Annotated in this window: 25 protein-coding genes; 23 read left to right on the top strand and 2 right to left on the bottom strand. The window is 37.0% G+C overall.

Translation table 11 applies throughout. The annotated features are described in order from the left end of the window. The first annotated feature begins 149 nt into the window (after nt 1-149). From FYJ84_RS12680 to FYJ84_RS12770, 19 genes are all read left to right on the top strand, one after another. The gene (locus FYJ84_RS12680; protein WP_235901488.1) at nt 150-1148 is read left to right on the top strand and encodes a DegT/DnrJ/EryC1/StrS family aminotransferase; all 999 of its coding nucleotides are present in this window, start codon (nt 150-152) and stop codon (nt 1146-1148) included. Continuing rightward, nucleotides 1145-2092 carry a glycosyltransferase gene (locus tag FYJ84_RS12685; protein WP_154407967.1) on the top strand — a complete coding sequence of 316 codons (948 nt, stop codon included), beginning with the start codon at nt 1145-1147 and terminating at the stop codon, nt 2090-2092. Before FYJ84_RS12680 ends, FYJ84_RS12685 begins: the two co-directional genes overlap by 4 nt. Continuing rightward, nucleotides 2079-2960: a phosphotransferase gene (locus FYJ84_RS12690; RefSeq protein ID WP_154407968.1), complete on the top strand. Its 882-nt coding sequence runs from the start codon at nt 2079-2081 to the stop codon at nt 2958-2960. Before FYJ84_RS12685 ends, FYJ84_RS12690 begins: the two co-directional genes overlap by 14 nt. Nucleotides 2961-2964: 4 nt before the next feature. Beyond that, nucleotides 2965-3642, top strand: a complete 678-nt coding sequence (locus FYJ84_RS12695; protein ID WP_154407969.1) for an amino acid kinase family protein — start codon at nt 2965-2967, stop codon at nt 3640-3642. Between the two features lies 1 nt (nt 3643). Then, entirely contained in the window at nt 3644-4663 is a 1020-nt protein-coding gene (locus FYJ84_RS12700) for a radical SAM protein (protein ID WP_205764262.1), read from the top strand. A gap of 25 nt (nt 4664-4688) precedes the next feature. Beyond that, nucleotides 4689-5666, top strand: coding sequence for a Gfo/Idh/MocA family protein (locus tag FYJ84_RS12705; RefSeq protein ID WP_154407971.1), 978 nt, complete (start codon nt 4689-4691; stop codon nt 5664-5666). A gap of 3 nt (nt 5667-5669) precedes the next feature. Next, nucleotides 5670-6509 carry a phosphotransferase family protein gene (locus FYJ84_RS12710; RefSeq protein ID WP_154407972.1) on the top strand — a complete coding sequence of 280 codons (840 nt, stop codon included), beginning with the start codon at nt 5670-5672 and terminating at the stop codon, nt 6507-6509. A 2-nt stretch (nt 6510-6511) separates the two neighbouring features. After that, the gene (locus FYJ84_RS12715; protein WP_154407973.1) at nt 6512-8581 is read left to right on the top strand and encodes a nucleotidyl transferase family protein; all 2070 of its coding nucleotides are present in this window, start codon (nt 6512-6514) and stop codon (nt 8579-8581) included. 14 nt (nt 8582-8595) lie between these two features. Further along, nucleotides 8596-9285, top strand: a complete 690-nt coding sequence (locus tag FYJ84_RS12720; protein ID WP_154407974.1) for an HAD family hydrolase — start codon at nt 8596-8598, stop codon at nt 9283-9285. Then, nucleotides 9286-10485 carry a nucleotide sugar dehydrogenase gene (locus tag FYJ84_RS12725; protein WP_154407975.1) on the top strand — a complete coding sequence of 400 codons (1200 nt, stop codon included), beginning with the start codon at nt 9286-9288 and terminating at the stop codon, nt 10483-10485. Between the two features lie 29 nt (nt 10486-10514). Beyond that, complete coding sequence (locus FYJ84_RS12730; protein ID WP_154407976.1) at nt 10515-11153, top strand: nSTAND3 domain-containing NTPase; 639 nt, start codon at nt 10515-10517, stop codon at nt 11151-11153. 146 nt (nt 11154-11299) lie between these two features. Next, entirely contained in the window at nt 11300-11626 is a 327-nt protein-coding gene (locus tag FYJ84_RS12735; protein WP_154407977.1) for a hypothetical protein, read from the top strand. Further along, nucleotides 11619-12494 (top strand): FRG domain-containing protein, encoded by an 876-nt coding sequence (locus tag FYJ84_RS12740; protein WP_154407978.1) that lies wholly within the window; start codon nt 11619-11621, stop codon nt 12492-12494. The genes FYJ84_RS12735 and FYJ84_RS12740 overlap by 8 nt, the downstream gene beginning before the upstream one ends. A gap of 136 nt (nt 12495-12630) precedes the next feature. Further along, on the top strand, nt 12631-13116 hold the full coding sequence (locus FYJ84_RS12745; protein WP_154407979.1) for a hypothetical protein: 486 nt from the start codon (nt 12631-12633) through the stop codon (nt 13114-13116). A 103-nt stretch (nt 13117-13219) separates the two neighbouring features. Then, on the top strand, nt 13220-14431 hold the full coding sequence (locus FYJ84_RS12750; protein WP_154407980.1) for an ATP-binding protein: 1212 nt from the start codon (nt 13220-13222) through the stop codon (nt 14429-14431). 60 nt (nt 14432-14491) lie between these two features. After that, the gene (locus FYJ84_RS14940) at nt 14492-14716 is read left to right on the top strand and encodes a GNAT family N-acetyltransferase (RefSeq protein ID WP_154407990.1); all 225 of its coding nucleotides are present in this window, start codon (nt 14492-14494) and stop codon (nt 14714-14716) included. A gap of 186 nt (nt 14717-14902) precedes the next feature. After that, complete coding sequence (locus tag FYJ84_RS12760; RefSeq protein ID WP_154407981.1) at nt 14903-16288, top strand: ATP-binding protein; 1386 nt, start codon at nt 14903-14905, stop codon at nt 16286-16288. Nucleotides 16289-16379: 91 nt separating this feature from the next. Next, complete coding sequence (locus FYJ84_RS12765; RefSeq protein WP_154407982.1) at nt 16380-16961, top strand: PD-(D/E)XK nuclease domain-containing protein; 582 nt, start codon at nt 16380-16382, stop codon at nt 16959-16961. A gap of 59 nt (nt 16962-17020) precedes the next feature. Beyond that, entirely contained in the window at nt 17021-17401 is a 381-nt protein-coding gene (locus FYJ84_RS12770; RefSeq protein ID WP_154407983.1) for a methylglyoxal synthase, read from the top strand. 319 nt (nt 17402-17720) lie between these two features. Here the strand turns inward: FYJ84_RS12770 and FYJ84_RS12775 are convergent, their stop codons facing one another. After that, a complete protein-coding gene (locus tag FYJ84_RS12775) occupies nt 17721-17975 on the bottom strand; it encodes a helix-turn-helix domain-containing protein (RefSeq protein WP_154407984.1) in 255 nt (84 codons plus the stop codon). Between the two features lie 179 nt (nt 17976-18154). On the opposite strand from FYJ84_RS12775, the gene FYJ84_RS12780 reads away from it, so the two are divergent. From FYJ84_RS12780 to FYJ84_RS12795, 4 genes are all read left to right on the top strand, one after another. After that, nucleotides 18155-18319 carry a hypothetical protein gene (locus tag FYJ84_RS12780; protein WP_154407985.1) on the top strand — a complete coding sequence of 55 codons (165 nt, stop codon included), beginning with the start codon at nt 18155-18157 and terminating at the stop codon, nt 18317-18319. A gap of 9 nt (nt 18320-18328) precedes the next feature. Then, a complete protein-coding gene (locus tag FYJ84_RS12785) occupies nt 18329-19339 on the top strand; it encodes a helix-turn-helix transcriptional regulator (RefSeq protein ID WP_154407986.1) in 1011 nt (336 codons plus the stop codon). A 148-nt stretch (nt 19340-19487) separates the two neighbouring features. Further along, a complete protein-coding gene (locus FYJ84_RS12790) occupies nt 19488-20027 on the top strand; it encodes a hypothetical protein (RefSeq protein WP_154407987.1) in 540 nt (179 codons plus the stop codon). Between the two features lie 182 nt (nt 20028-20209). Beyond that, the gene (locus FYJ84_RS12795) at nt 20210-21538 is read left to right on the top strand and encodes an MATE family efflux transporter (protein ID WP_154407988.1); all 1329 of its coding nucleotides are present in this window, start codon (nt 20210-20212) and stop codon (nt 21536-21538) included. A gap of 176 nt (nt 21539-21714) precedes the next feature. Here FYJ84_RS12795 and FYJ84_RS12800 read toward each other — a convergent pair. Next, nucleotides 21715-22581: bile acid:sodium symporter family protein (locus tag FYJ84_RS12800; protein ID WP_154407989.1), on the bottom strand; the 867-nt coding region annotated here is incomplete at its 5' end.

A 22581-nucleotide genomic window follows, 5' to 3' on the forward strand; every position in this document is an offset into this window, starting at 1 on the left:
AGAATATGATCTGCTGGAACAAGGTCATCCAGCGTTATGAACTGCATCTGATGTTGTTTTGCACGATTCTTTTTCTTATACATAAAAACACCCCAATCATAATAATATTTTACCATGAATGGAGTGCCTTATGCTAGTTTGTCAACAATCTGACTGCTGCAATATATGCAGCAGTTTATGCTTGTGATTGTGGTAGGGGCACAAATACTATTTTATCAGAATACAGTTATTTTGGAGCTGTTTATGCGGTACTAGAAAATCAGGGAATAGCTAGGCTATGTCCTTTTGATAGCGAAACATTGAATATTGATGTTGCTGCGATACATAAATCTATTGATAGTAATACAAAGGCTGTTTTAATCACTCATACTTGGGGAAATCCATGTGATATGGACAAGTTAAATCAAATAAAACAGCAATATGATATAAAAATTATATCAGATGCTTCTCATGCTCATGGTGCTGAGTGGAGAGGTAAAAAAATAGGAAATATCGATTGTGAAGATATTGCGTGTTTTTCTTTGGGGAAAGGGAAACTTATATCAGGTGGTGAATTAGGAATAGCTGTTACCAATAACAAAATTTTATATGATAAGTTGTTGATGTTAGGACATCCCAATCGGATTCCAAATGCTTTAATCGGGAATGAATTTATAAATTATAGTAACGGTTTTGGTATAAAACTTCGTCCGCATACATTATCTATGGTGATAGCTAGAAACCAATTAAAAAAATATAATAGAAAAGCACGATTGAATCGTGAAACTAATATGTTTTTGGAAAATGAAATTGATAAAATTGATGGATTTAAAACTATAAAAAAATATGAAAAGGCATCCAGAGTATATTGGAAATTGTTAATCAGAATAAAAAAAGAGTATTGGAAAGATTGGTCTGTAGAAGAAATTGTTAAAAGGTTAAAAATAAATGGTGTAGATACAGAACAATTTCATAATTACGATTTTAAGTATGAAAATGATATAAGTTATAATGTGCGTTATTTAGGTCAACTTGACAATTGCTCTAATATGATGCCACCTAATGATCTAATTTTTTTGCCTACATATATTGATGTAAATAAAAAAGAGATGGAAAAAATTATAAATGCATTTAAGAATGTATCTTATGAAAGGAAATTTTCAATATGATTTCTATTATTATTCCATGCAAGGATAGAGAAAATGATTTAAAACAATGTATATCAAGTATTTATGTTGCGAAAAGTGTATTTTGCAATTTGTATGATGAGGAAGTAGAAGTAATAGTGGCAAATGATCATTCTAAAGATGATTTTAATTCTAAAATTTTTCATTTTAATTCGGATATTAACGTATACGATGTACAAGGATATGGACCAGGTTCTGCTAGAAACGAGGCATTTAATATAGCTAGAGGAAAATATGTTTTTTTTACAGATAGTGATTGTGTTGTTGATAAAAAATGGCTTATTAATGGGTATTCAGCAATTTGTGATAGTGAATACATAGTTCAGGGAAATCCAACATTATATCAGAAGAAAAATTGGTTGGGAGAACAAGAAGAATTGTTATACAGAACGATGTTTTCACGATATATTGTTAATTTTGATGATGCTCAAATGACTGATTCACGAAATCTAATTTTGAATAAGAAGATTTCGGAAAAATTTGGGGATAAGATATTTGCAGATACACAAGATAAAGCAACTGCCGAGTCGAGGGTATTTGCTAAAAGAGCGATGTTGCATAATTTCAAAATTAAATATTCTGAACATGTGAAGATATATCATAAGGATCCTAAGACTTTATTAGAAGCTTGCAAACAGAAGTATCGTCATGGATGTGGAAGAATATTATTGTGGGATAAAAAACAGGATTTTACTTTTTTAGAAAATAGATATTTTACAATTCCGATAGAAACTGGTATTGATTGTAGTTATGTATTTTTGACTCATGCATGTTTTTTATTAGGATTCTTTAGTAGCTTTAAATGTACAGATTATGCATATTACAATTATTTTTTAGATTGGATAAAAGCTATGAGACAGAAGTATGCATACAATAAGGTTGAAGAAGAAGAACTAGATAGGGTGTTTTGTGTTGTTTTGGGATGAGATATATTGCCAAATAAATGCGTTACTATTGCATTGTCAAATAAACTTTTATAGTACAAACGATATATATTATAACCCAGTTGATTCCAGCAGTGTTCGATTATATCTGATAAATGATGTTAAATACTATGCAAAAGTTTTTCTAAATAGAGATCCTAAATTAGTTCATGAAGAACTTACATTTATGCGCTATCTTAAGAAAAATGATATTATGGTTCCTGGTGTGTTGCTGATAGATAAAAATGAATTTAATGAGATATCGTACAATGGTAATAAGGTAGTGTTCTTTTTTGCAAGGGAAGTTAGTGGGGATGATGTTGTAGATAGAGAAACTTTGTTTGATATAGTTAGAAATATTGCTAAAATGCACAGTGTTTCTCGAAAATATAAAATAGAAAATAAAGAAAGGTTAGCTAAATGCAATATAGAACGATTACACCTTTTGGTCAAGGATAGTAAAAAACTCGTAGATAAAATGTGTTCGCGTAAAAAACTAGAATTAATTATAAATGAAGTTGATGTTAAGAATAAGTATAGTATGATTCATGGTGACTTGCATAAAAAAAATATAATTACAAGAAAAGGGAAATTTTATGGTTTAATAGATTTCTCAGATTGCAGATTAGGACATTTTGAAGATGATATTGGTAAGATAGTACAAAGTTTTTTGACCGTTAAAGCATGCAATATTGGAGATGTAAAGAAGGTTATTAGGGAGTATAATTCTGTTAATAATTATATTTTGAATACTAAGGAAGTGCTTCTTAGTTGTGTATATCATATATTGTATTTTGTAAATGTAAATTACGATTATATATCAGATATAGAACAATACTCTCACACAATCGAATTATGCATGCAGGAGTAAGAGAATGAAACAATATGATTATCTGGTAAAATTCGGCGGTAGTTTGTTAAATAGTATAGAAAATTATAGGAAATTATTAGAAGTATTTTCTAATAATGAGGAAAAAAATATATTTTATATTGGTTCTGGTCCTACTGGTGAATTTGTAAAAACTATATTAAAAAAAACAGGAAATGGGAATAAGCTAAATAAAAAACATAAAGTGTTATTATGCTCTAGTATAAGAAGAATTAATGCCCTGATTACGGAATCTATGAATGACAAATTTATATTATGTAGGACATTTGATGAATGTGAACAGTCTTTATTATGTCATAGAAAACCTATAATTGATAATGAGGCATTTTCTAGATACTTAGATGGTTATAATTTAAAAGCTGATTATCAAGCTGCATTATTGTGTAAGACATTTAATATAAATAAATTAATGATAATAACCGATGTACCTGGGGTATATAGTTCAAATCCGCGTATTGATAAAAATGCAAAATTTATAAGTTATATGAATACGAGCCTCTTAGCTCAGTTAGATAGTTCATGTGTAGATGTGGGTGTAGAAAAAGTGTTAAAAGATTATAAAATTGAGTGTGTAGTTTACGGTATGAATGAAATTATACTGAATGGGTATGTGTCGTATAAGTACGCAAAAGATAATGGGACGTTTATTGATTGGGGAGAATAGTTTGATTAGGGAAGCCTGCTTAAAAATTACAGAAGCATGTCCATGCGATTGTGGTTTCTGTGATTCAAAATATAAAAATATAAAGGTGAATAAATTTTTATTAAATAAATGTGAGTGGAGAAAAATAAGTAATGATCTAATTGCTAGTGGGATAAAAAATGTAGTTTTGAGTGGTGGGGAACCATTGTTGAGACCTGACATTACGTTTGATCTTATAGACCTTTTTAGAGCGAACAATGTTTATGTAGTGCTTAATACATCGGGAGTTTTGTTAGATAAAATTAGTTTGCTGGATGACTTAATATATGCACATCCCAATCTTATTGTTTTTTCTATTGATCATGCGGATCCAGTTTTACATGACAAATCAAGGAATTGTGATGGATTATTTTCTAAAATAGAAAAAAGTATTTCGTATATTTTAGAAAAATCAGATATTTCCATCGGGATACGTACAGTATTAACTAGGTATAACTATTTAGAATTGCCTACAATCATAAAAAAATTTGCAGGTATAGGTGTTACGTGTTTTAAAATAATACAAATTGAAAACGATAGAGAGAAGGAATATGTATTATCTTATGATGATTTAAAAAAGTTTTGTTATGAAACAAAAACTGATGTTTACAAAATTATTAAGATGTTATCTTTTGAAGAGCCATCTAAGCTTGATGCGTGTAAAAAAATAGAAGGATTATTTATGCATGGAGCGAATTGGACAGAAATTGAACAAGACATATTTTCTCCATGTTTTAAAGATAGTTACAGATGTTGCTTAGGTGGTACATTCATTACTGTTCAGGCAAATGGTGATGTTCTGCCATGTTGTGAATCTGAACATTATTATTATCCTATTTTAGGAAATTTAAAAGTAATGAAAGTTGAAGAGATTTTGAGTTCAACAAGATTTTATAATTTTTTGATGAATAGATTAGATTATTGTATTTATTGTACCCAGATGTATAATATTCAATTAACTTTTTCTAGGGATACGAAAAGTGTAGAGCAGAGATATGAGTGAAAGGTTTCGTAAAGGTAGGTAAGACATGAAAGCAATGATAATAGGTATCGGTAATATAGCTCAAGTTCACATAAAATGTTTAAAGCATTTAGGTTATGAGATTGTAGCTATATGCGATAAAGTTGGGGATAAGTGTAAAATGGCTGTTCATGAGTACGATTTATCATGTAGAATTTACACTGATTATAATGAAATGCTTGCGCAGGAAAAGGCCGATGTAGTTCATATTTGTACACCACATTTTTTACATATGGAAATGATAATAGAGTGTATGAAGAATGGCTTATATGTATTCGTAGAGAAGCCATTAGCAATATCACGTGAGCAAATGTTATTATTGGAGGAGCACGATTTTTTTGATACATCAAGAATTGGAGTTTGCTTTCAAAATAGATTTTCTCCAGCAGTCATATATGTGAAGAATCTGTTAAAAAATAAAAAAATTAAAGGGGCAGTGGCTACATTAGCCTGGGACCGTGGTATAGATTATTATAAAGATAGTGATTGGAAGGGAAAAAAAGTTTTTGAAGGTGGCAGTGTACTCATTAATCAAGCAATACATACGATTGATTTAATAAGATATCTAAAAGGCGATCCCATATCAGTAATAAGTCACATATTCAATGATACTTTAAGAGATTGGATTGATACAGAAGAATCAGCGTTTGTTATATTTAATTATGATGATAATACAAGGGTATTACTTACTGCTACTAACACATCGTCAACATATTTTGATGTAATAATTCAAATACAGGCAAATGATGATTGTATCATCATTATTGGTGAAGATTTGTATGTTAATGGACAAAAGATTGAAACAGAGCCGTGGGATTATTTTTTTGGAAAGAAAGCGTGGGGCACAAATCATTTAGCATGTATTAAAAAATTTTATGAATATGTAAGTGGGGAATGTGACTTTCCAATAAAATATCATGATGTTGTAAAAACAACAGAACTTTTATTTGAATGTTATGAAAGATTTAATACAGTACGAGTGTGAATTATGAAAGAAGAAATGAGTTTAGCATTAGTAAGCAGCTTAGTTGAATTAGGGTATAGTGAAATTGAGCCGTGTAGAGTAAATAGGTATAGAAAAAATCGTCAGTATTATATCGCTAAAGTAAATAGTATAGAGAAAGTGTTTATTAAGTACATAGTTAAGAATGATGCGACAGATTTAGATGGAATATGGCTTGAGAGAATTGTATACAACATTTTATTTCGAAAAGAGTATATTATTCCAAGTAAATATAAAAAAACATGCTCTATTGTTCCATATATTGAAAATTGTGGCAGTATAAAAGACATAATTAAGACGTTTCCTGAAGAGAAGTCGATTTTATATATAAGAAATATATTTAGCGGCTATGTAAATTTATTAGATAAATTAAATAAAAATGATATCAAATGTAGTTACTTAGATTATACAAGTTTGATGGGGCTTTATATAGAACGTTGGACAATGTACAGTAAAAAACATATAATGATTAAAAAAATTGCGATTCAAATTTTTAAAAAGGTTATAGGAATCTGGGAGAAAGATATTGATGTATATACAGTTAGATATTTTCGAATACATGGAGATTTGAATCCTAGCAATTGTTTGTGTTGCAAGGACTATGATGTATATTTTCTTGATTATGAGAATATTTGTATATCAGATCCTAATATTGATGTTGCTAGTATGTATGTAAAATTGCTTCATCATGCAAGGTTTTCAAAAGTATTGCAAGGCGAAATTAAAATGGCAGTTAATTGTTTTAAAGAATCACATTATTATTGCAAAGAGACATTTGAACTCGCACTGAGAGGTTTTTCTTTTATTCAAAAGCATTGGAGTTAAATATGAATTATATAAAAATAGAATATGATAGATTGCATATCATAGATAAGAAAAACATAGATTATAAACTGATTATAGAGGAATTGGTGAAAGATGAGTTATCAGTTTTTTATATTGTCGATAAAGGACATGTTGTAAGTGCTATAGATAAATATGATGTTATATATGGAAGAGAACCTTCTCTCAAAAAAGAATATATTTTTAATTTTTCAGAATACCCGTCTAGTAAGCAAATTCATGACATTCTAAAAAAATATTTATTCAAAAAAATAGTTGTTTTTGTTAATAATAAATTAATATGTGAGTATAGAAATTTAGAATATGGATATTTTCCCCGGCAAATTTACAGAAATTATATGGCACTTAGATGTTTGTGGTATTTCAAGCAAGATTTTAAGAGATATTTGGTGGATAATGGGTATAGAGAAATTATTATTATTTCGTGCTGGGATATAAGGCTATGTTTTTCTACGCTCTTTCCAGATATCAAAGTATCATTAATGGAAGATTTAAAAGACATATTATATCATGATGATACGTTAATTCTTGATTTTAAATATGGTGAAGATTATTATAGATTTTTAGATGGAAACCATCTAGATAAGTTGAAAAACTTTTTTTTGATAGCTGAGACTATTGTGTTAAAAATTTTCCAGAAATATTGTATAAGCAACAATGTTAAATATGCATTTGTTCAGGGACCTATAAAGGATAAATTGACATGTTTATCTGAAATAGAAAAGAAAAATTTTAATGATAATCGTACCTTGAATGATTTGCTATGTGATGATACGATGATTAAGGTTATTTCTTCTGATTCTGATGATTATGAATATTTAAGAAGAAGGTTACTAGGGGCAACTTATGTACTAAATAATGGCTTTTCTCTGATTGAGTCTAATTTTTCTAGTAAGTATTTAAACATAAAAGAAGGCATACGAAAAACTATTCCTTGTGTAGAAGAACAAGAAAATTCCATTCATATATTTGGTCCATGTATCACAAATGGTTATATGGTAAGTGATAAAAATACAATTGCTTCATATTTACAAAGAATTATTCTAGACTGCAAAGTATATAATCATGGTACTAATAATGGGCAATTCTTGCTATGTGATATCATAAATGCTTTGAATACCGCTGTAAGGGCAGGAGATTATTTTATATTTATATTAGAAAGTGATCCAATTTTGGAACATGTAGGTATACATGTTCACAATTCAACAAATATGTTTAATGAGAAGAAAAATAAAAATTTTTTTTATGACTGTCCGGCACATTGCAATAAATATGCTAATCAATTATTAGCAGAATACATATATAATATTATAAATATTAAAAAATATACGTATAAAACTAAGAAAGAATCTTTTTTTGATAAATTTGCGACAAATGTGTATAATTTTGAGCATTATGATGTCACAAATCCTGATTTGTGTTCGTTTTATATAAGGTATTCGCCATTAAAGGAGAAATTAAAAAAGTATAAGAAAATAGGTGGGATATTAGCCCATGCTGCGCCGTTTACCAATGGTCATAAATATCTAGTAGAGACAGCCTTAAAGGAAATGGAGGCGGTAGTATTTTTTGTTATGGGGGATTATCTTCATAGTTTAAGTGTTATGGATAGAGTAGAAATGGCAAAGATTAATCTTATGGAATATGCCAATGTATATGTTGTACCTATTGAGTCTTTTGCTATATCTGCAACATATTTTCCAGCATATGCTAGCAGGAATAATGAATTGTATAGTGAAAATAATTTGCTTATGTATACAGGCGAAATGGTGGACAAATATGTTTTTGGTTATTTTGGCATAAAGCATAGATTTTTAGGAGAGGAAGAGCCTGGAAGCTTCACAGATAGATATAATTCATTGGTAAAGAAAGCTGCTGCACTACAAGGCATAAAAGTATATGTGATACCAAGAAGTTTAGATGCGAAAGGAAAAGTTATATCGGCTACTAGTTTTAGAAATGTATCCGAATTTGATAATTATAATGATGTCAAAGATATTTTAAGTTATGAGACATTTAGTTATATAAAGGATAATGATATAGTATTTTTTTAACTGTGGTAAAAATTATGATAAAAGGTGTTATTTTTGATATGTATGAGACACTGGTGACTCATTATAGTGGATATCCTGTATATTTTAGTGAGGCAATGGCTAGGGATTCATATGTAGATGCAGATGCGTTTAAAGCAATTTGGCAAGGCTCTAAAAAGGCTAGAAGTATAGGTAGGCTATCATTTGAAAAGGTGATAAGTGAGATACTTATTTCTAACAATAAATTTTCTCACGATGTAGCAAATAAAATTATGTATAAAAGAAAGATGTTTAATGAATTTACTTGCAAGAATGTGAATAAATCAGTTTTACATATGCTTGAAACTATAAAGTCAAAGGATATAAAATTAGGACTGATAAGCAATTGTTTTTCAGACGAAGTAGATTGTATAGAATGTAGTCCGGTATATAGTTTTTTTGATGATGTTAGATTGTCATATCTTGAGCGTGTATGTAAACCTGAGAAAGACATATTTATGAGATGCTTAGGTAGTTTAGGTTTAGAAGCTAATGAGTGTATGTATGTAAGTGATGGTGATTGCAAAGAATTAGAAGCTGCTAGTGTAATTGGATTGCGCACAATACAAGCTACATGGTTTTGTAAAAATAATATTTTGTGTGAAGATTATGGCAATAGGTTTATTCAAGTGAATGATCCTATGAAAATTGTGTTTTATGTGGATCAATGGAAGGGAACAGTGTAAATGAAAATAGTTGTTGTTGGGGCGGGTTATGTTGGTATGGCCTGTGGCATTCTCTTTTCCAAAGGACACGATGTAATTTTTTTAGAGGTAGATAAAAATAAGATAAAGCGTATAAATTCAGGAAATTATCTGCAGGCCAACAAGGAAATATCTGATAGATATCCTATGAACAAATATAACATTCAAGCAACGGACAATATTAAATTTGCATATGAAAATGCAGACTATGTGATTATAGCTGTTCCTACAGATTACAATAGTGATGCAAAACAGCTTGATGTTAATGTCTTATATGGGGTTCTATCTGATGCAGTTAAATATAATAATAATGCAACAATAATTATTAAGTCTACAGTTCCTATTGGATGCTGTGAAAAAATTTCCAGGTTATATAGTTTGGATAGGCTGTTATTTGTTCCAGAATTTATTCGTGAAGAGAATATTTTGTATGATACTTATAACCCTTCACGTGTTGTTGTTGGGTATAATGTCCTGTGTGATGTGAATCACGAGTATGCAAGCAAGTATGCAAGTTTGATAAAGCCGTTGATTACTGGTACGAAAAATATTATGTTCATGAATTATAATGAAGCAGAAGCGGTAAAGCTTTTTTCTAATTCTTATTTGGCAATGAGAGTAAGTTTTTTTAATGAATTGGATGCTTTTGCAGAACAACATAATATGAATACCAAAAAGATTATTGAAGGTGTGTGTGCTGACCAAAGAATTGGGATGTATTATAATAATCCTAGTTTTGGATATGGAGGTTATTGTTTGCCTAAGGATACGATGCAATTACAATTTAGTTTTGATGATGTTCCTAATGTCATAATTTCAGCAATTAATGTAAGCAATGAAATGAGGAAGAATACAATCGCTCAAAGAATACTATGTGTGATTGATAAAAAATTCAATAAAGCAAGTTTCGTTCTAGGTGTGTTTGGATTGGGGATGAAAGAAAAAAGCGATAATATGAGAAATAGCAGTATTATTGATATTATAAAGATATTAAAGTCTCATGGTGTTAGTATTATAATATATGAACCTATGCTGAGAAAAAAAGAAATGTTTATGGACTGTTACGTTGTAAATAGTATTGATGAGTTAAAAAAAAGAGCTGATTACATCATAGCTAATAGATGGAGTAGTGAACTTATGGATGTAAAAGATAAAGTTTATACGAGAGATGTGAATGTATAAAATACCATATAGGGAATAAAGGTGTTTGTATGACGGAAATATTAGGAAATTCTAGTTTGATATTTTCTGAAGATGATATCTATGTAAATATAAAAAAATTTAGAAAAACCCAAAATATCTGTTTTATTACAGGACAATCTGGTTCGGGAAAATCTACTCTTGCCAAATTAATTATGAATACTTTTCATGCGAAATTAGTGTCGCTGGATGTTATTGATTATAAGTTATTTTGTGGCAAAATTTACTCTTGGGATGATTTAAAGTTAAAATGTGAAGTGTTGTATGAGTATATGCGCAGTACTAAAAAATCATTATATTATAATACAAATGTCAGCAAAGAAATAAAAGAACAAAATACTATAGATTTTGTGGAGTGGATTTCTAAACAAGAAGGGTATTTTGTTGTAGAGGGAATTCAAGTATGTTACGTTCTTTTAACACAAACAAAATACAGAACATATCCGGTAATATTTAAAGGGACTAGTCATTTATTATCATATATTAGGGCTTGTTGTAGGGAAAAGTCGTTTAAGCGTTTAAATTTTTTTAAATGGTATCCTTATTATAGGGAATGGAAAACTATGATAGATAGAACGAGAAAATTAGTTCTAACAGAGGATAATTACGTTTGTGTTAATGAAAATGATATAAAAGGAATAAAATTTTAAAAATACTAAATAAAAATATATGTTTAATATTCCGTGGCGAATAGAGGCAATTTTCAAGATTTTATAGACACAAATGATGATTATGTCTATAATTGTATGGTAGAGGTTTGGATATATTATAAGCTTGTATAGGGAGGATATTGTTTATGGGATATCGCATGGATAATGTATTTATAAAGAAAATGTGTATAGAAAAGGCAACAGATAAATATGATAATCAGTTTGTTCTTAAAAAAGTTGTTTTTGGTACAAATAATCAATTACTTGTTAATGGGCAATATAGAGATTTAGCGTATGATTTATATAATAAAACTGGTGTGGTTTTTAGAGTATTGGATATGACAGATCGAGAGATTGTAATAAATTGTGACGAAATCTTTAATAGTTTACTGGCTTTGAGAAATGAGCGAATCAATGTAACAGTATCTGAATCGGGTTGTGTATTGGAAGGAATTGAGCTAAGTAATGAATAAGATAAAAGCTACAGTTTCCACTTTTACTGAGTACTGGAATGCAATATATGAATTGTCCATTCAGGCCAAACGTAAGAATTTGGTACTATTGTACAGAGGTCATGGAGATAGAAGATATAAATGCCAGCCTGGTATTTTTCGTGAGAGTAACAAAAATTTAGATGAGCAGTATCAGTACAATAAAATAATTCAGGACTATCCGGAGGAGTTTAGCAAACATGCTCATTTGAGTAATCTTGTCAAAATGCAGCATTATGGAGTGGAAACAAGATTACTGGACTTTACGATTAATCCACTTGTTGCACTTTATTTTGCGGTAGAGGCGCAGCCAGAAAAAGATGGTGAGGTTATTGTTATTCTAGAGGAACGACAAAAAATATTAACACATTATAGTGATAGGGCTTTAATGTTGTCATGTCTTCCACCATTGCCTAGTAAGGTGAAGTCTGAAATTAGGCAGTTTTGTCATATACATACCAACGTTATTACTGATGGCTGTTTGGCGAGAAATAACAGTGATGCGATGAAGAAATTGTTGCATGAAATCCGTGGAGAATATCCTAGTTTTGAGACAGCAATAGTGGGACAGGATTTGCTGGATTGTTTTTTTGTTTTTGCCAATAAGGACAATGAGAGAATGAAAAAGCAACATGGCTTGTTTGCTATTTTTGGATTGAATGAAGAAGAAAATGTAGAAAAGCTGGAGCGTAATGCCATACGGATTGTGATTCCCCAAAATTGTAAAAAGAGACTTTTAGGCGAATTGAGTTTGATGCAAATTAATTCGGAGTACATATATCCTGGCTTAGAGAGAAAAGCTATGTTGAATATCAATAAAAGAGCAAATTGGATTGCTGTGGATATTTAAATGATGTGGGCTTTAGATAATGTATGTTGCCTTAAGCCTTTTTTACATAGGTACGCATATTGTCCCCTTAATGTTGTATAATATACTTGCAGATATATGATAGCTGCTAGTATAAATGTGCATGGGAGGAATATTCATGAAAGAGCAGAGTGAGCAGGATTTCATTGTTGAGAAGTTTTCTTATGAGAGTTTGGAGAAGCTGTCCAAGGCGGAGCTAATAGATATTGTGTATCGCTTGCAGGATGCCCTGGTGGATTTGCGTGTCACGGTATGCGGATATGCCCAGATTGGTATGCATAAACCGCTGTATGAAATTGCTAGAAATATAGAAAAGGGGGATTTGGCTAAGTCCTGGGATAAGGCACAGTGCAAGAAGATTGTCCTGCATATAAATGAAGCATTGAAGGAAGATTTGGAAGCAATGCTGGGGCAGATGAGGGCATTGAGCAAATATGAGGCAAATTCCTATGGTGACAAAAGCGGCATGATTACTGGCAGGCCGGAGGCGTATATCGGCAATGAGCAGGACTATGAGTTCTATATAACAGACAGAGAAGAACTCATGATACAGGATGCCATAGAAAATTTGAAAGAAGGCTGTAGCTGTTCCTGGGGAAAATAGTACAATATATTGCGTTGGATAACAAAGAAAAAGTGGATTATAATTCATTTTTAGTATAACAATCACCCTTAGATGGAGTATAATCTATCTAGGGGTGATTATTTTGCAGACGAAGCTTATCGAACGCAAGGAGTACATAGATTTTCTTATCAGGCATCGGGATAGGGATGTTATTAAGGTGGTTTCCGGTGTCAGGCGTGCCGGAAAATCTACATTATTTGAGCTGTATAAAAGGTATTTGCTGGCAAATGGCGTGACTGCGGAGCAGATTATCAGCATCAATTTTGAAGATTTGCAATATGAGGATTTGCAGGATTATCGAGCGTTGCATAAATATGTGTCAGGCAAACTTCTGCCGGACAGAATGAATTATATATTTTTGGATGAAATACAGCATGTAGAGAAATTTGAAAAAGCAGTAGACAGCCTGTTTATCAAAGAAAATACGGATATCTATCTGACAGGCTTAAATGCCTATTTTATGTCTGGTGAATTGGCAACTTTTCTGAGCGGCAGGTATGTGGAACTCAGGATGCTTCCTTTGTCTTTTAGTGAATATGCGACTGCCTTGCCTGACAATATGTCACTTCAGGCGAAGTATAACAGCTATGTTACAGATGGTTCCTTTCCGTACATCATTAGGCTGGATGGCAGAAAAGAGGACATCAGGGAGTATTTGTCCGGCATATATAACACTATTATCGTCAAGGATATACTGACAAGGCTGCAGGTGCGGGATATAAAAATGCTGTCCAGCATTGTGAAATATGTTTTTGCCAATGTGGGCAGCCTGCTTTCGCCAGGTAAAATAGCCAATGCCATGACCAGTGCTGGCAGAAAAATCGACCCAAAGACGGTAGAAAGATATTTGCAGGGCTTGCAGGATAGCCTCATTATATATCAGGCAAACAGGTATGATGTACGAGGCAAGGAGCTGTTAAAGGTCAATGCCAAGTATTATGTAGTAGATATGGCTCTGCGTAGCAGTATTACCGGCAATCTTGGCAGGGACATGGGGCATATTTTGGAAAATATTGTCTATCTGGAGCTGTTAAGGCGTGGGTACAAGGTTTATGTTGGTGATATTCCGGGCGGTGAAATAGATTTTGTGGCTGAAAAGAATGGCAGCCTTGCATATTTTCAGGTGGCGTTGTCAACTCTGTCTGAGGATGTTTTGGAACGGGAATTAAAGCCTTTGCAGATGCTGAATGATAATTATCCGAAGTATCTGCTGACTATGGATGAGTATGATATGGAAGCTGATTTTGCTGGCATCAGGAAATTGAATGTACTTCAATGGTTAGAAAGAGCATGAGAATAACGCCGAGAGTTTGACATACTCCCCTGGCTTTAGCCATGGGGAGTATGTCAATATCTGGATAGATTATATGTCCATAAAGATTATCAAAGACAAGGAATAGCTTCTGCTATTTGCGATGAATTAGAACAATTGGTCAATACAAACAAAATAATAACACACGCTTCTATTACTGCTAAGACGTTCTTTGCACAAAGAGGATATAGAGTGATTAAAGGGCAAGAAGTTATTAGGGATGGTATTTCCTTAACGAACTATGTAATGGAGAAACGAAAAATTTAACTTATGGAAATAGAAGATAACAATGATTATTAGCATGGCAATCACCTGTAGATGGATTATAATCTATTTACAGGTGATTTTTTGCAGGCAAGTTTCATAAAAATTATGCACACAGATATTATATTTTGTAGTATAATATCTGTGTGCATAATTTTGCTTTAGATGCCATTTAAGGGAGGTGGTTGCATGAAATTTGTTGACAGGTCTAAGGAAATTGCTGCTTTGGAGAGGGAATACCATCGAGAAGAAGCCTCTTTGGTCATTATATATGGGCGCAGGCGCGTTGGCAAAACGGAATTAATCCGGCATTTTATTCAGGATAAAACCGCACTGTATTTTCTTGCCACCGAGGAATCAGAGGCGATGAATCGTCATGCCTTTCAGCAGCAGATCGCTGATTTCTTGGAGAGCGATTTGCTGCGTGAGGCGGTAATTGACCGCTGGGAGATTATTTTTCAGCAGCTGGTATTGGCAGCAAATGAAAAGCGCCTTGTGATAGTTATAGATGAATTTCAATACATCGGCAAGAGCAATCCTGCTTTTTTGTCCGTATTTCAGAAGATATGGGATACTTTGCTCAGCAAGGCAAATGTCATGGTTATCCTGTGCGGTTCCCTGGTATCGATGATGATGTCCCAGACACTGAATTATGACAGTCCTATTTATGGCAGACGCACGGCGCAGATACGGCTGCGTCCAATAAGCTTTGCCCATTACCATGAATTTTTTGCAGAACAAATGCCGATGGGAGAGCTGGTGAAGCGTTATAGCCTGACTGGCGGTGTGCCAAAGTATATTGAGATGTTCAAAAACTCAGGGGATTTGACGGAGGCGATTCGCAGCAGTTTGCTCAATCCTGCCAGTTACCTTTTTGATGAGCCAAATTTTTTATTGCAAAAAGAAGTGACGGATGTAGGCAGCTATTTTTCCATTTTGCGGGTTATTGCGGCAGGCAATCACAAGGCTTCGAAGATTGCAGCCCTCTTGCAGCAAAAGCAAACAAATCTGCCACGCTATCTCAAGGTGCTGATAGACCTTGATTTACTGGAACGGGAGGTGCCTGTAACTGAGGCAAATCCGGAAAAAAGCAAGAAAGGGATGTATCGGATCAAGGATAACTTCATCAATTTCTGGTTTCAGTTTGTTTATCCCAACCGCAGTTATATTGAAATGGGGCATACTGATTTTGTCATGGCTCGGCTGGAGAAAAATTTTATTGATAACCATGTCAGCTTTGCCTACGAGCAGATATGCCAGGATAAGCTGTGGGAGCTGTCGGCAGAAGGGAAGCTGCCCGGTGTGCTGGAACGGGTGGGACGCTGGTGGGACAATACCCATGAGATTGATGTAGCCGGCATATCTGAAGCTGATGACCTGCTGGTACTGGGGGAGTGCAAATTCTGGGCAGGGCCTGTGGGGATAAATATCCTGGCACAGCTGGAGCAGAAGGCTGAGTTTGTGGATTGGCATGAGGACACAAGGCAGACTGTCTATATATTGTTTAGTATCAATGGCTTTAGCGTAGATTTGCAGGCTGTTGCTTCAGCTCGCCATGATGTAATTCTTGTTTGAAATGTATAATAAAAGTGTTGCATCGTATGACAGGGAGTTGTAAGATGGTAATAGGCAGATGATGTGACGGCAGGCAAGAGGGGGTGGCTGTATGGGCATCTATTTTAATCCTGGCAATGAGGGATTCGCAAGCGATGTTAACAGCGATATATATGTTGACAAGACAGGGCTTATCAAGCACATGAATAAAAGCCTGGGCAAGGCGCAAAGGTGCATAGCTGTCAGCCATGCCAGGCGGTTCGGAAAATCTCAGGCTGCAGGTATGCTGGAGGCCTATTATAGCCTGGGCTGTGATTCCAAAGAACTGTTTGCCCCCTTTGAGATTGCTCACGAGAACTATGCATCAGTGTTCAAATATAATGATGAAAAATCTTTGAGCTGCGTCCTGACTATGGCGTATTTTACGGCTCCTGCCTGCTATACGGTTATACGGGAGTTGCCGGGGGGAAAAGGCTTTGCGGATTTAGTGTTTATTCCCAGAACCGATTCCGGCAGCAAGCCTGCGATAATGGTGGAACTGAAGGCGGATAAAGATGCGGAGACAGCAATCCGGCAGATAAAAGAACGCAGATATGCAGGGGCTTTGCAGCACTACAAGGGTGCAATTATTTTGGTTGGCATCAATTATGACAAGGCGAGCAAAAAGCATACCTGCCTGATAGAAAAAATATAAGGTCAGCAAACATGGTATGAGAGCTTTTATTTCATAGAGTATGCAAAGGAGGAAAATGTATGCAGACGATAGCTTTGATTGCCCATGACAAGAAGAAGGATGAGATGCTGGAATTCGTTGGACACCACAAGGATTTGCTGAAAAATTTTCATCTGGTGGCAACACGGACCACGGGAACGCTGATTAATGAAAAGTATGGACTGAATGTGGAGACTATGATGTCAGGACCTTTGGGCGGCGACCAGCAGATTGGAGCCCTGATTGCGGTAGAGAAGGTGGATTTTGTGATTTTCCTGCGTGATCCTCTGACCTCCCAGCCTCATGAGCCGGATATCAACGCCCTGCTGCGTCTGTGCGATGTGCACAACATTCCGCTGGCTACCAACAGAAAGAGCGGCCATATCCTGCTGGAATATGTGGCGAAGAAAATGAATGGCTGAACGATGAGTGATTTAGAGATTTAGAGATTTAGAGTTTTAGTGCTTGAGATTTTGAGATTTTGAGAGTTTGAGAGCTTAAACGGGTATAATGATGTTGTAATGATATAGTTGCTGTGAAAAGCCGCCTCTAAAGATGGTTTTTTACAGCAATTATTTTTTAGAAGGACATATATTGGGGGAGTGATTTGGTATAATAAAATTGCTCCAAAGGAAAATGCAGCAGCATACTGCCAATATGCTGCTGCGTGGGTGAGATAAATGAGCCTTTAATTGTAATGCCTGAATACTTAAATGTCTGAATGTTTGAATGTTTGTTGCCTTACTCACTTATCTCACACATCAGGGAATATTTTTCTGATGGTTCGTAGGGAGCCGGATTGTCAGTGCGGTAGAGTAGATAGTCCACGCTGGTTTTGTAGAAGTCAGCCAGCTTCATCAGAAGTGCCAGTGGGATTTCCCGCCTGCCAAGTTCGTAGTAGGAATAACAGACCTGTGAGCAGTTTAAAAGAGCAGCCAGCTCTCGCTGCTTCAGGTCGTTATCCTCACGCAGCTCATAAAGTCTTGATAAATGCAATCAACCACCCCCTTTTGGGGATAGTATATTATAAATCATTTTGTTATAATCATTATGAAAACGTATTGTTTTATAAGGAATTTGCTAAAATGAGTATAAAGTAACATTAGGTATGATTAGTTTATTTTATGAATAATTCTTTTTAAGATTGGTGATAATTATTTTTGGGAGGGATGGATATGCTGAAGGATATGGCTGAGATGCTGTTTGGCGAAAAGAAGTGTGCCAGGTGCGATAGCAGGGAAAATATCAGGCGTGTGGCAGTCTCAAGCTTTTCTGGCCGCAGGGAGTACAAATGGCTTTGTCCCAAGTGCGCTCTTTTAGAAAAGGCAAAGGTTTATTGAGGTGAGGATATGTCTACAAATGATACTCAGTTTTCAGAGGAAAAAACAGATAGAAGCATGCGGCTCTTGCAGATGTTTGACAGGCTGCAGCGGGGCTCCGGCATCAGCACCAAGGCCTTGCAGCAGGAATTTGGCATTACGGCAAAGAGCGTGCAGCGGGATATCGGGGAGCTAAGGGTGTATATAGCGGAGGCTTATACGCCATCGGTGTATGGCAATATTGAATATAACCGCATCCGCAAGGAGTATTACTGGCGCAATCGCAGCGATATGCTGCTGCATGAAAAGGAAATCCTGCTGCTGGCAACGATTCTGCTGGAAAGCCGCGGCCTGACCAAGGAGGAGCTGAACCGTCTGGTGGACAAAATGCTGGTGCAGTGCAGCCCGGAGTCGGAAAAGCACATCAGGAGCCTGCTGAAAAATGAGCTGTTTCTGTACAAGCAGACAGAAAATGCCCACACCGTCAAGGATTTGCTGTGGCAGCTCAGCGAGGCGAAGCAGCAGCAGAGATATGTGCTGCTGGAGTACAAGAGGGTTGGTGCAAGAGCCTATGAGAGTATCAAGGTAAAGCCTTTGGGAATCATGTTTTCGGAGATGTACTTTTATCTTTTGGCGCAGCTGGAGGAAAGTGCGCCTATCGCCTTCCGCCTTGACCGCATAGGGGAGTGCAGCCTGCTGGCGGAGCATTTCCATGTGGAGTATACCAGCCGCTTTCAGCCGGGAGAGTTTCGCAAGGAAATCCAGTTCATGAGCACCGGAGAGCTGCGGCAGGTCAAGTTCCGTTTCTGGGGCAAGTCTCTGGAGGCAGTGCTGGACAGGCTGCCCAATGCCGTGGTTGTATCTCAGGATGAACGTGGGACCGTGCTGCAGGCGGAGGTGTATACCAGGGGAGCCAAGATGTGGTTTCTCAGCCAGGCGGAATTTCTGGAGGTACTGGAGCCGGCGGATTTCCGTCAGGAGATGCAGGAAACTATCAGCAGGATGCTGGGGAATTATCAGGAGCAAGTTCAATTGCCATAGTTGCCGTCAGGCAAATTTTTTAGTATAATGTTAGGTAAGTAATGGTTGCGGGCGATGGCAGCAGGCGATTGCTGGCAGTGATAGTAGTGATAGCAGTGCAATTAGTGAATTTGTAGTTTTTGGCAGGCTAGGAGCAGGAGGTGAAATCATGGCAGTAGGTGGCATTTTTGGTTCCCAGGGCGGCGGTGCATGGGACTGGCTGAACAAGGCGTCTGACAATGCTTATGACAATGACAATGCCTATGGAGTAAATGGCCAGGAGCAGGAAAGAGATGACTATCTTTCTCCGGACGAAGCGAGGAAAAAGCTGAATGGGCGCAAGTCCACGCCGGAGGAATGTGAGACATGCAAGAACCGCAAATACCAGGATGGCTCTGATGAGATGGTTTCCTTCAAGGCGGCAGGCCATATAGCTCCTGAGTCCGCTGCGGCCGTGGTGATGGGGCACGAGCAGGAGCATGTGTCCAATGCCTATCAAAAGGCGGAAAAGGGCAACGGCCAGGTTGTCAGGGCTTCCGTGCAACTCAAGACGGCGATTTGCCCTGAGTGCGGACGCACCTATATCTCCGGCGGCGAGACTAATACCCAGATACGGTATTATAATGAGGATAATCCTTATCAAAAGGATATGAAGGAATCTGATGCAGACAATAAGTACCGCGGTGCCAACGTGGATATTTCTGCATGAGGCCTGCTTATATTGATTGCGGAACTTGTATGCCTGATGCCAGGGCTGTGCTTTGCGTACAGCCCCTGCATCGGGTATTTTTGTTGGAAAAATTTTCCTGCCAAGGATAAGCGATTGATTTAGATGGATATTAGCAGGATAAAAGATTTGCTGAGAAGGATAAACGAAAGGATATATTGTAAATGAGTTTAAAAATGTCGGGCCATTTCACATATAAGCGCCTGCTGCGCTTTGTCATATCGCCTATCCTGATGATCATCTGCACGGCGGTTTATGGCGTAGTGGATGGCTTTTTTATTTCAAACTATGTGGGCAAGGTGCCCTTTGCAGCGGTCAATCTGGTGATGCCTGTGGACCTGGTGCCGGTAGCTATCGGCTTTATGATTGGCGAAGGGGGGAATGCCCTGATTTCCAAGAAGCTGGGGGAGAACAAGAGGGGGATTGCCAATCAGTATTTTTCCCTGCTGATTTATACGACAGCGGTGATAGGCGTGGTGCTTTCCCTGGCAGGTTATGCCTTTACCCCTGTGATTGCTGATATTTTGGGTGCCAATGACCAGCTGAAGCCTTACTGCGTGGAGTACGGCAGAATCCTTTTTGCAGCGCAGTTTTTCTATGTGCTGCAGAATATTTTTCAGAGCTTTTTTATCGCTGCCGGCAAACCTGACCTCAGCCTAAAGGTTTCGTTGCTGTCCGGCGGCATCAATGTGCTTTTGGATGTGCTGTTTATTGTAGTGCTGCAATGGGGCGTGGCAGGTGCGGCATGGGCGACTGCCCTGGGGCAGGTGGCTGGCGGCATGGCGCCATTGGCGTATTTTGCCCGAAAAAACAGCAGCCTGCTGCAGATTACCAGAACCAGGCTGAATCTGCCGGTACTGTTCAAGACCTTTACTAATGGTTCATCGGATATGGTATCTGTGCTGTCGGCCTCGGTGATTACTGCCCTGTACAATTATCAGCTGTTGTCCATAGCTGGGGAAGACGGCGTGGCTGCCTATGGGGCGATTATGTACATCACCTTTATTTTTATGTCCATATACCTGGGCTATGCTTCCGGCAGTGCACCCCTTATCAGCTTCCAGTATGGTGCCAAAAATCACGAGGAGCTTCACAATCTGGTCAGGAAAAGCATTGTCCTGATGCTGGGGCTGGGCGGTATTATTACCGTGGTGGCGGAGCTGGCGGCTGAACCTCTGCTAGGAGCTTTTGTGGGCTATGATCAGGAGCTGTTCAGCCTGACGGTACATGGCTATTGCATGTATGTGCTGGCGTTTTTGCTGATGGGGCTGAATATCTGGGGAGCGGCACTGTTTACGGCACTGAATAACGGGCTGGTATCGGCGGCGATTTCCTTTTTGCGCACCTTTGGCTTTGAAATGGCAGCTGTGCTGCTCTTGCCTATCTGGCTGGGGATAGATGGTATCTGGATTTCTATTTTTGTGGCAGAGCTGTGCACCTGCTTTATTACGGTTTACTTCATGGTGAGCAAAAGAGAAGTTTATCATTACTGATAGAAGAACAGTGTTAAATAAAAAATGCCAGCAAAAATATCATCACTAAACATAACTAACAGAGGGAAAGTTTTTTGCCAATAGAAAATGCCATCAGCGAAGGGCGGCAATTGCGCCTATTGCTGATGGCATTTTTATTTTTTGCTAATTATGCTAAGTTTTTGTCAAATAGCTTTTTATTTGGTGGCAATGGCAACATCGCCGTCGGTATCCTCGTTGTCATCTTCCAGCAAGGTTTCCTTGCTCATGCGGGCTGCAAGGTAGTTGGCAGCCAGGGAGCCGGAAATGTTGTGCCATACGCTGAAGATAGCCCCAGGGATTGCCGCAGCTGCACCGAAGTGGAGCATGGCAAGGGAAGTAGCAAGGCCGCTGTTCTGCATGCCAACCTCAATGGAAACAGCCTTGGCTTTGGCGATATCCATCTTCAGAAGCTTGCCGATGGCAAAGCCACAGGAATAGCCCAGCAGGTTATGGAGCATAACGACTACCATAATCAAAGCACCGGTCTCCAGAATGCGCTGGGAGCTGACAGCTACTACGCCGCCTACAATCAGCACGATGGATACAACAGATACCAGAGGCAGAACCTTTACAACCTTCTCAACAGTGCTGCGGAAAAGGGTGTTGAGGACAATACCCAGCACAATAGGTGCTACTACCATCTTCAAGATGGACAGCATCATGGCGGACAGGGAAATCTCAATCCATGCCCCTGCCAGCCACCAGGTCAGGAGCGGCGTAACGATAGGAGCCAGAATGGTGGTTGTCATGGTCATGGAAACGGACAATGCTACATCGCCCTTGGCCAGATAGGTCATGACGTTGGAGGAAGTGCCGCCAGGGCAGGTACCAACCAGAATGACACCGGCTGCCAGGTCAGCAGGCAGCCCGAAGGCGGTAGCCAGCAGCCATGCCAGGAAAGGCATGATGGTGAACTGTGCCAGTGCGCCTACGAAGACATCCTTCGGACGCTGGAAGACCAGCTTGAAATCGCTGAGCTTCAGGGTCATGCCCATGCCGAACATTACCACACCCAGCAGGAT

This window comes from Anaerovibrio slackiae (assembly GCF_009695585.1).
GTDB classification, from domain to species: Bacteria; Bacillota; Negativicutes; order Selenomonadales; family Selenomonadaceae; genus Anaerovibrio; species Anaerovibrio slackiae.

Excerpts from the sequence above, each read along its gene's own strand:
- FYJ84_RS12685 (WP_154407967.1), top strand. The coding sequence starts at position 1,145 with ATGATTTCTATTATTATTCCATGCAAGGATAGAGAAAATGATTTAAAA.
- FYJ84_RS12695 (WP_154407969.1), top strand. The coding sequence starts at position 2,965 with ATGAAACAATATGATTATCTGGTAAAATTCGGCGGTAGTTTGTTAAAT.
- FYJ84_RS12705 (WP_154407971.1), top strand. The coding sequence starts at position 4,689 with ATGAAAGCAATGATAATAGGTATCGGTAATATAGCTCAAGTTCACATA.
- FYJ84_RS12710 (WP_154407972.1), top strand. The coding sequence starts at position 5,670 with ATGAAAGAAGAAATGAGTTTAGCATTAGTAAGCAGCTTAGTTGAATTA.
- FYJ84_RS12715 (WP_154407973.1), top strand. The coding sequence starts at position 6,512 with ATGAATTATATAAAAATAGAATATGATAGATTGCATATCATAGATAAG.
- FYJ84_RS12720 (WP_154407974.1), top strand. The coding sequence starts at position 8,596 with ATGATAAAAGGTGTTATTTTTGATATGTATGAGACACTGGTGACTCAT.
- FYJ84_RS12725 (WP_154407975.1), top strand. The coding sequence starts at position 9,286 with ATGAAAATAGTTGTTGTTGGGGCGGGTTATGTTGGTATGGCCTGTGGC.
- FYJ84_RS12730 (WP_154407976.1), top strand. The coding sequence starts at position 10,515 with ATGACGGAAATATTAGGAAATTCTAGTTTGATATTTTCTGAAGATGAT.
- FYJ84_RS12735 (WP_154407977.1), top strand. The coding sequence starts at position 11,300 with ATGGGATATCGCATGGATAATGTATTTATAAAGAAAATGTGTATAGAA.
- FYJ84_RS12740 (WP_154407978.1), top strand. The coding sequence starts at position 11,619 with ATGAATAAGATAAAAGCTACAGTTTCCACTTTTACTGAGTACTGGAAT.
- FYJ84_RS12745 (WP_154407979.1), top strand. The coding sequence starts at position 12,631 with ATGAAAGAGCAGAGTGAGCAGGATTTCATTGTTGAGAAGTTTTCTTAT.
- FYJ84_RS12760 (WP_154407981.1), top strand. The coding sequence starts at position 14,903 with ATGAAATTTGTTGACAGGTCTAAGGAAATTGCTGCTTTGGAGAGGGAA.
- FYJ84_RS12765 (WP_154407982.1), top strand. The coding sequence starts at position 16,380 with ATGGGCATCTATTTTAATCCTGGCAATGAGGGATTCGCAAGCGATGTT.
- FYJ84_RS12770 (WP_154407983.1), top strand. The coding sequence starts at position 17,021 with ATGCAGACGATAGCTTTGATTGCCCATGACAAGAAGAAGGATGAGATG.
- FYJ84_RS12780 (WP_154407985.1), top strand. The coding sequence starts at position 18,155 with ATGCTGAAGGATATGGCTGAGATGCTGTTTGGCGAAAAGAAGTGTGCC.
- FYJ84_RS12785 (WP_154407986.1), top strand. The coding sequence starts at position 18,329 with ATGTCTACAAATGATACTCAGTTTTCAGAGGAAAAAACAGATAGAAGC.
- FYJ84_RS12790 (WP_154407987.1), top strand. The coding sequence starts at position 19,488 with ATGGCAGTAGGTGGCATTTTTGGTTCCCAGGGCGGCGGTGCATGGGAC.
- FYJ84_RS12795 (WP_154407988.1), top strand. The coding sequence starts at position 20,210 with ATGAGTTTAAAAATGTCGGGCCATTTCACATATAAGCGCCTGCTGCGC.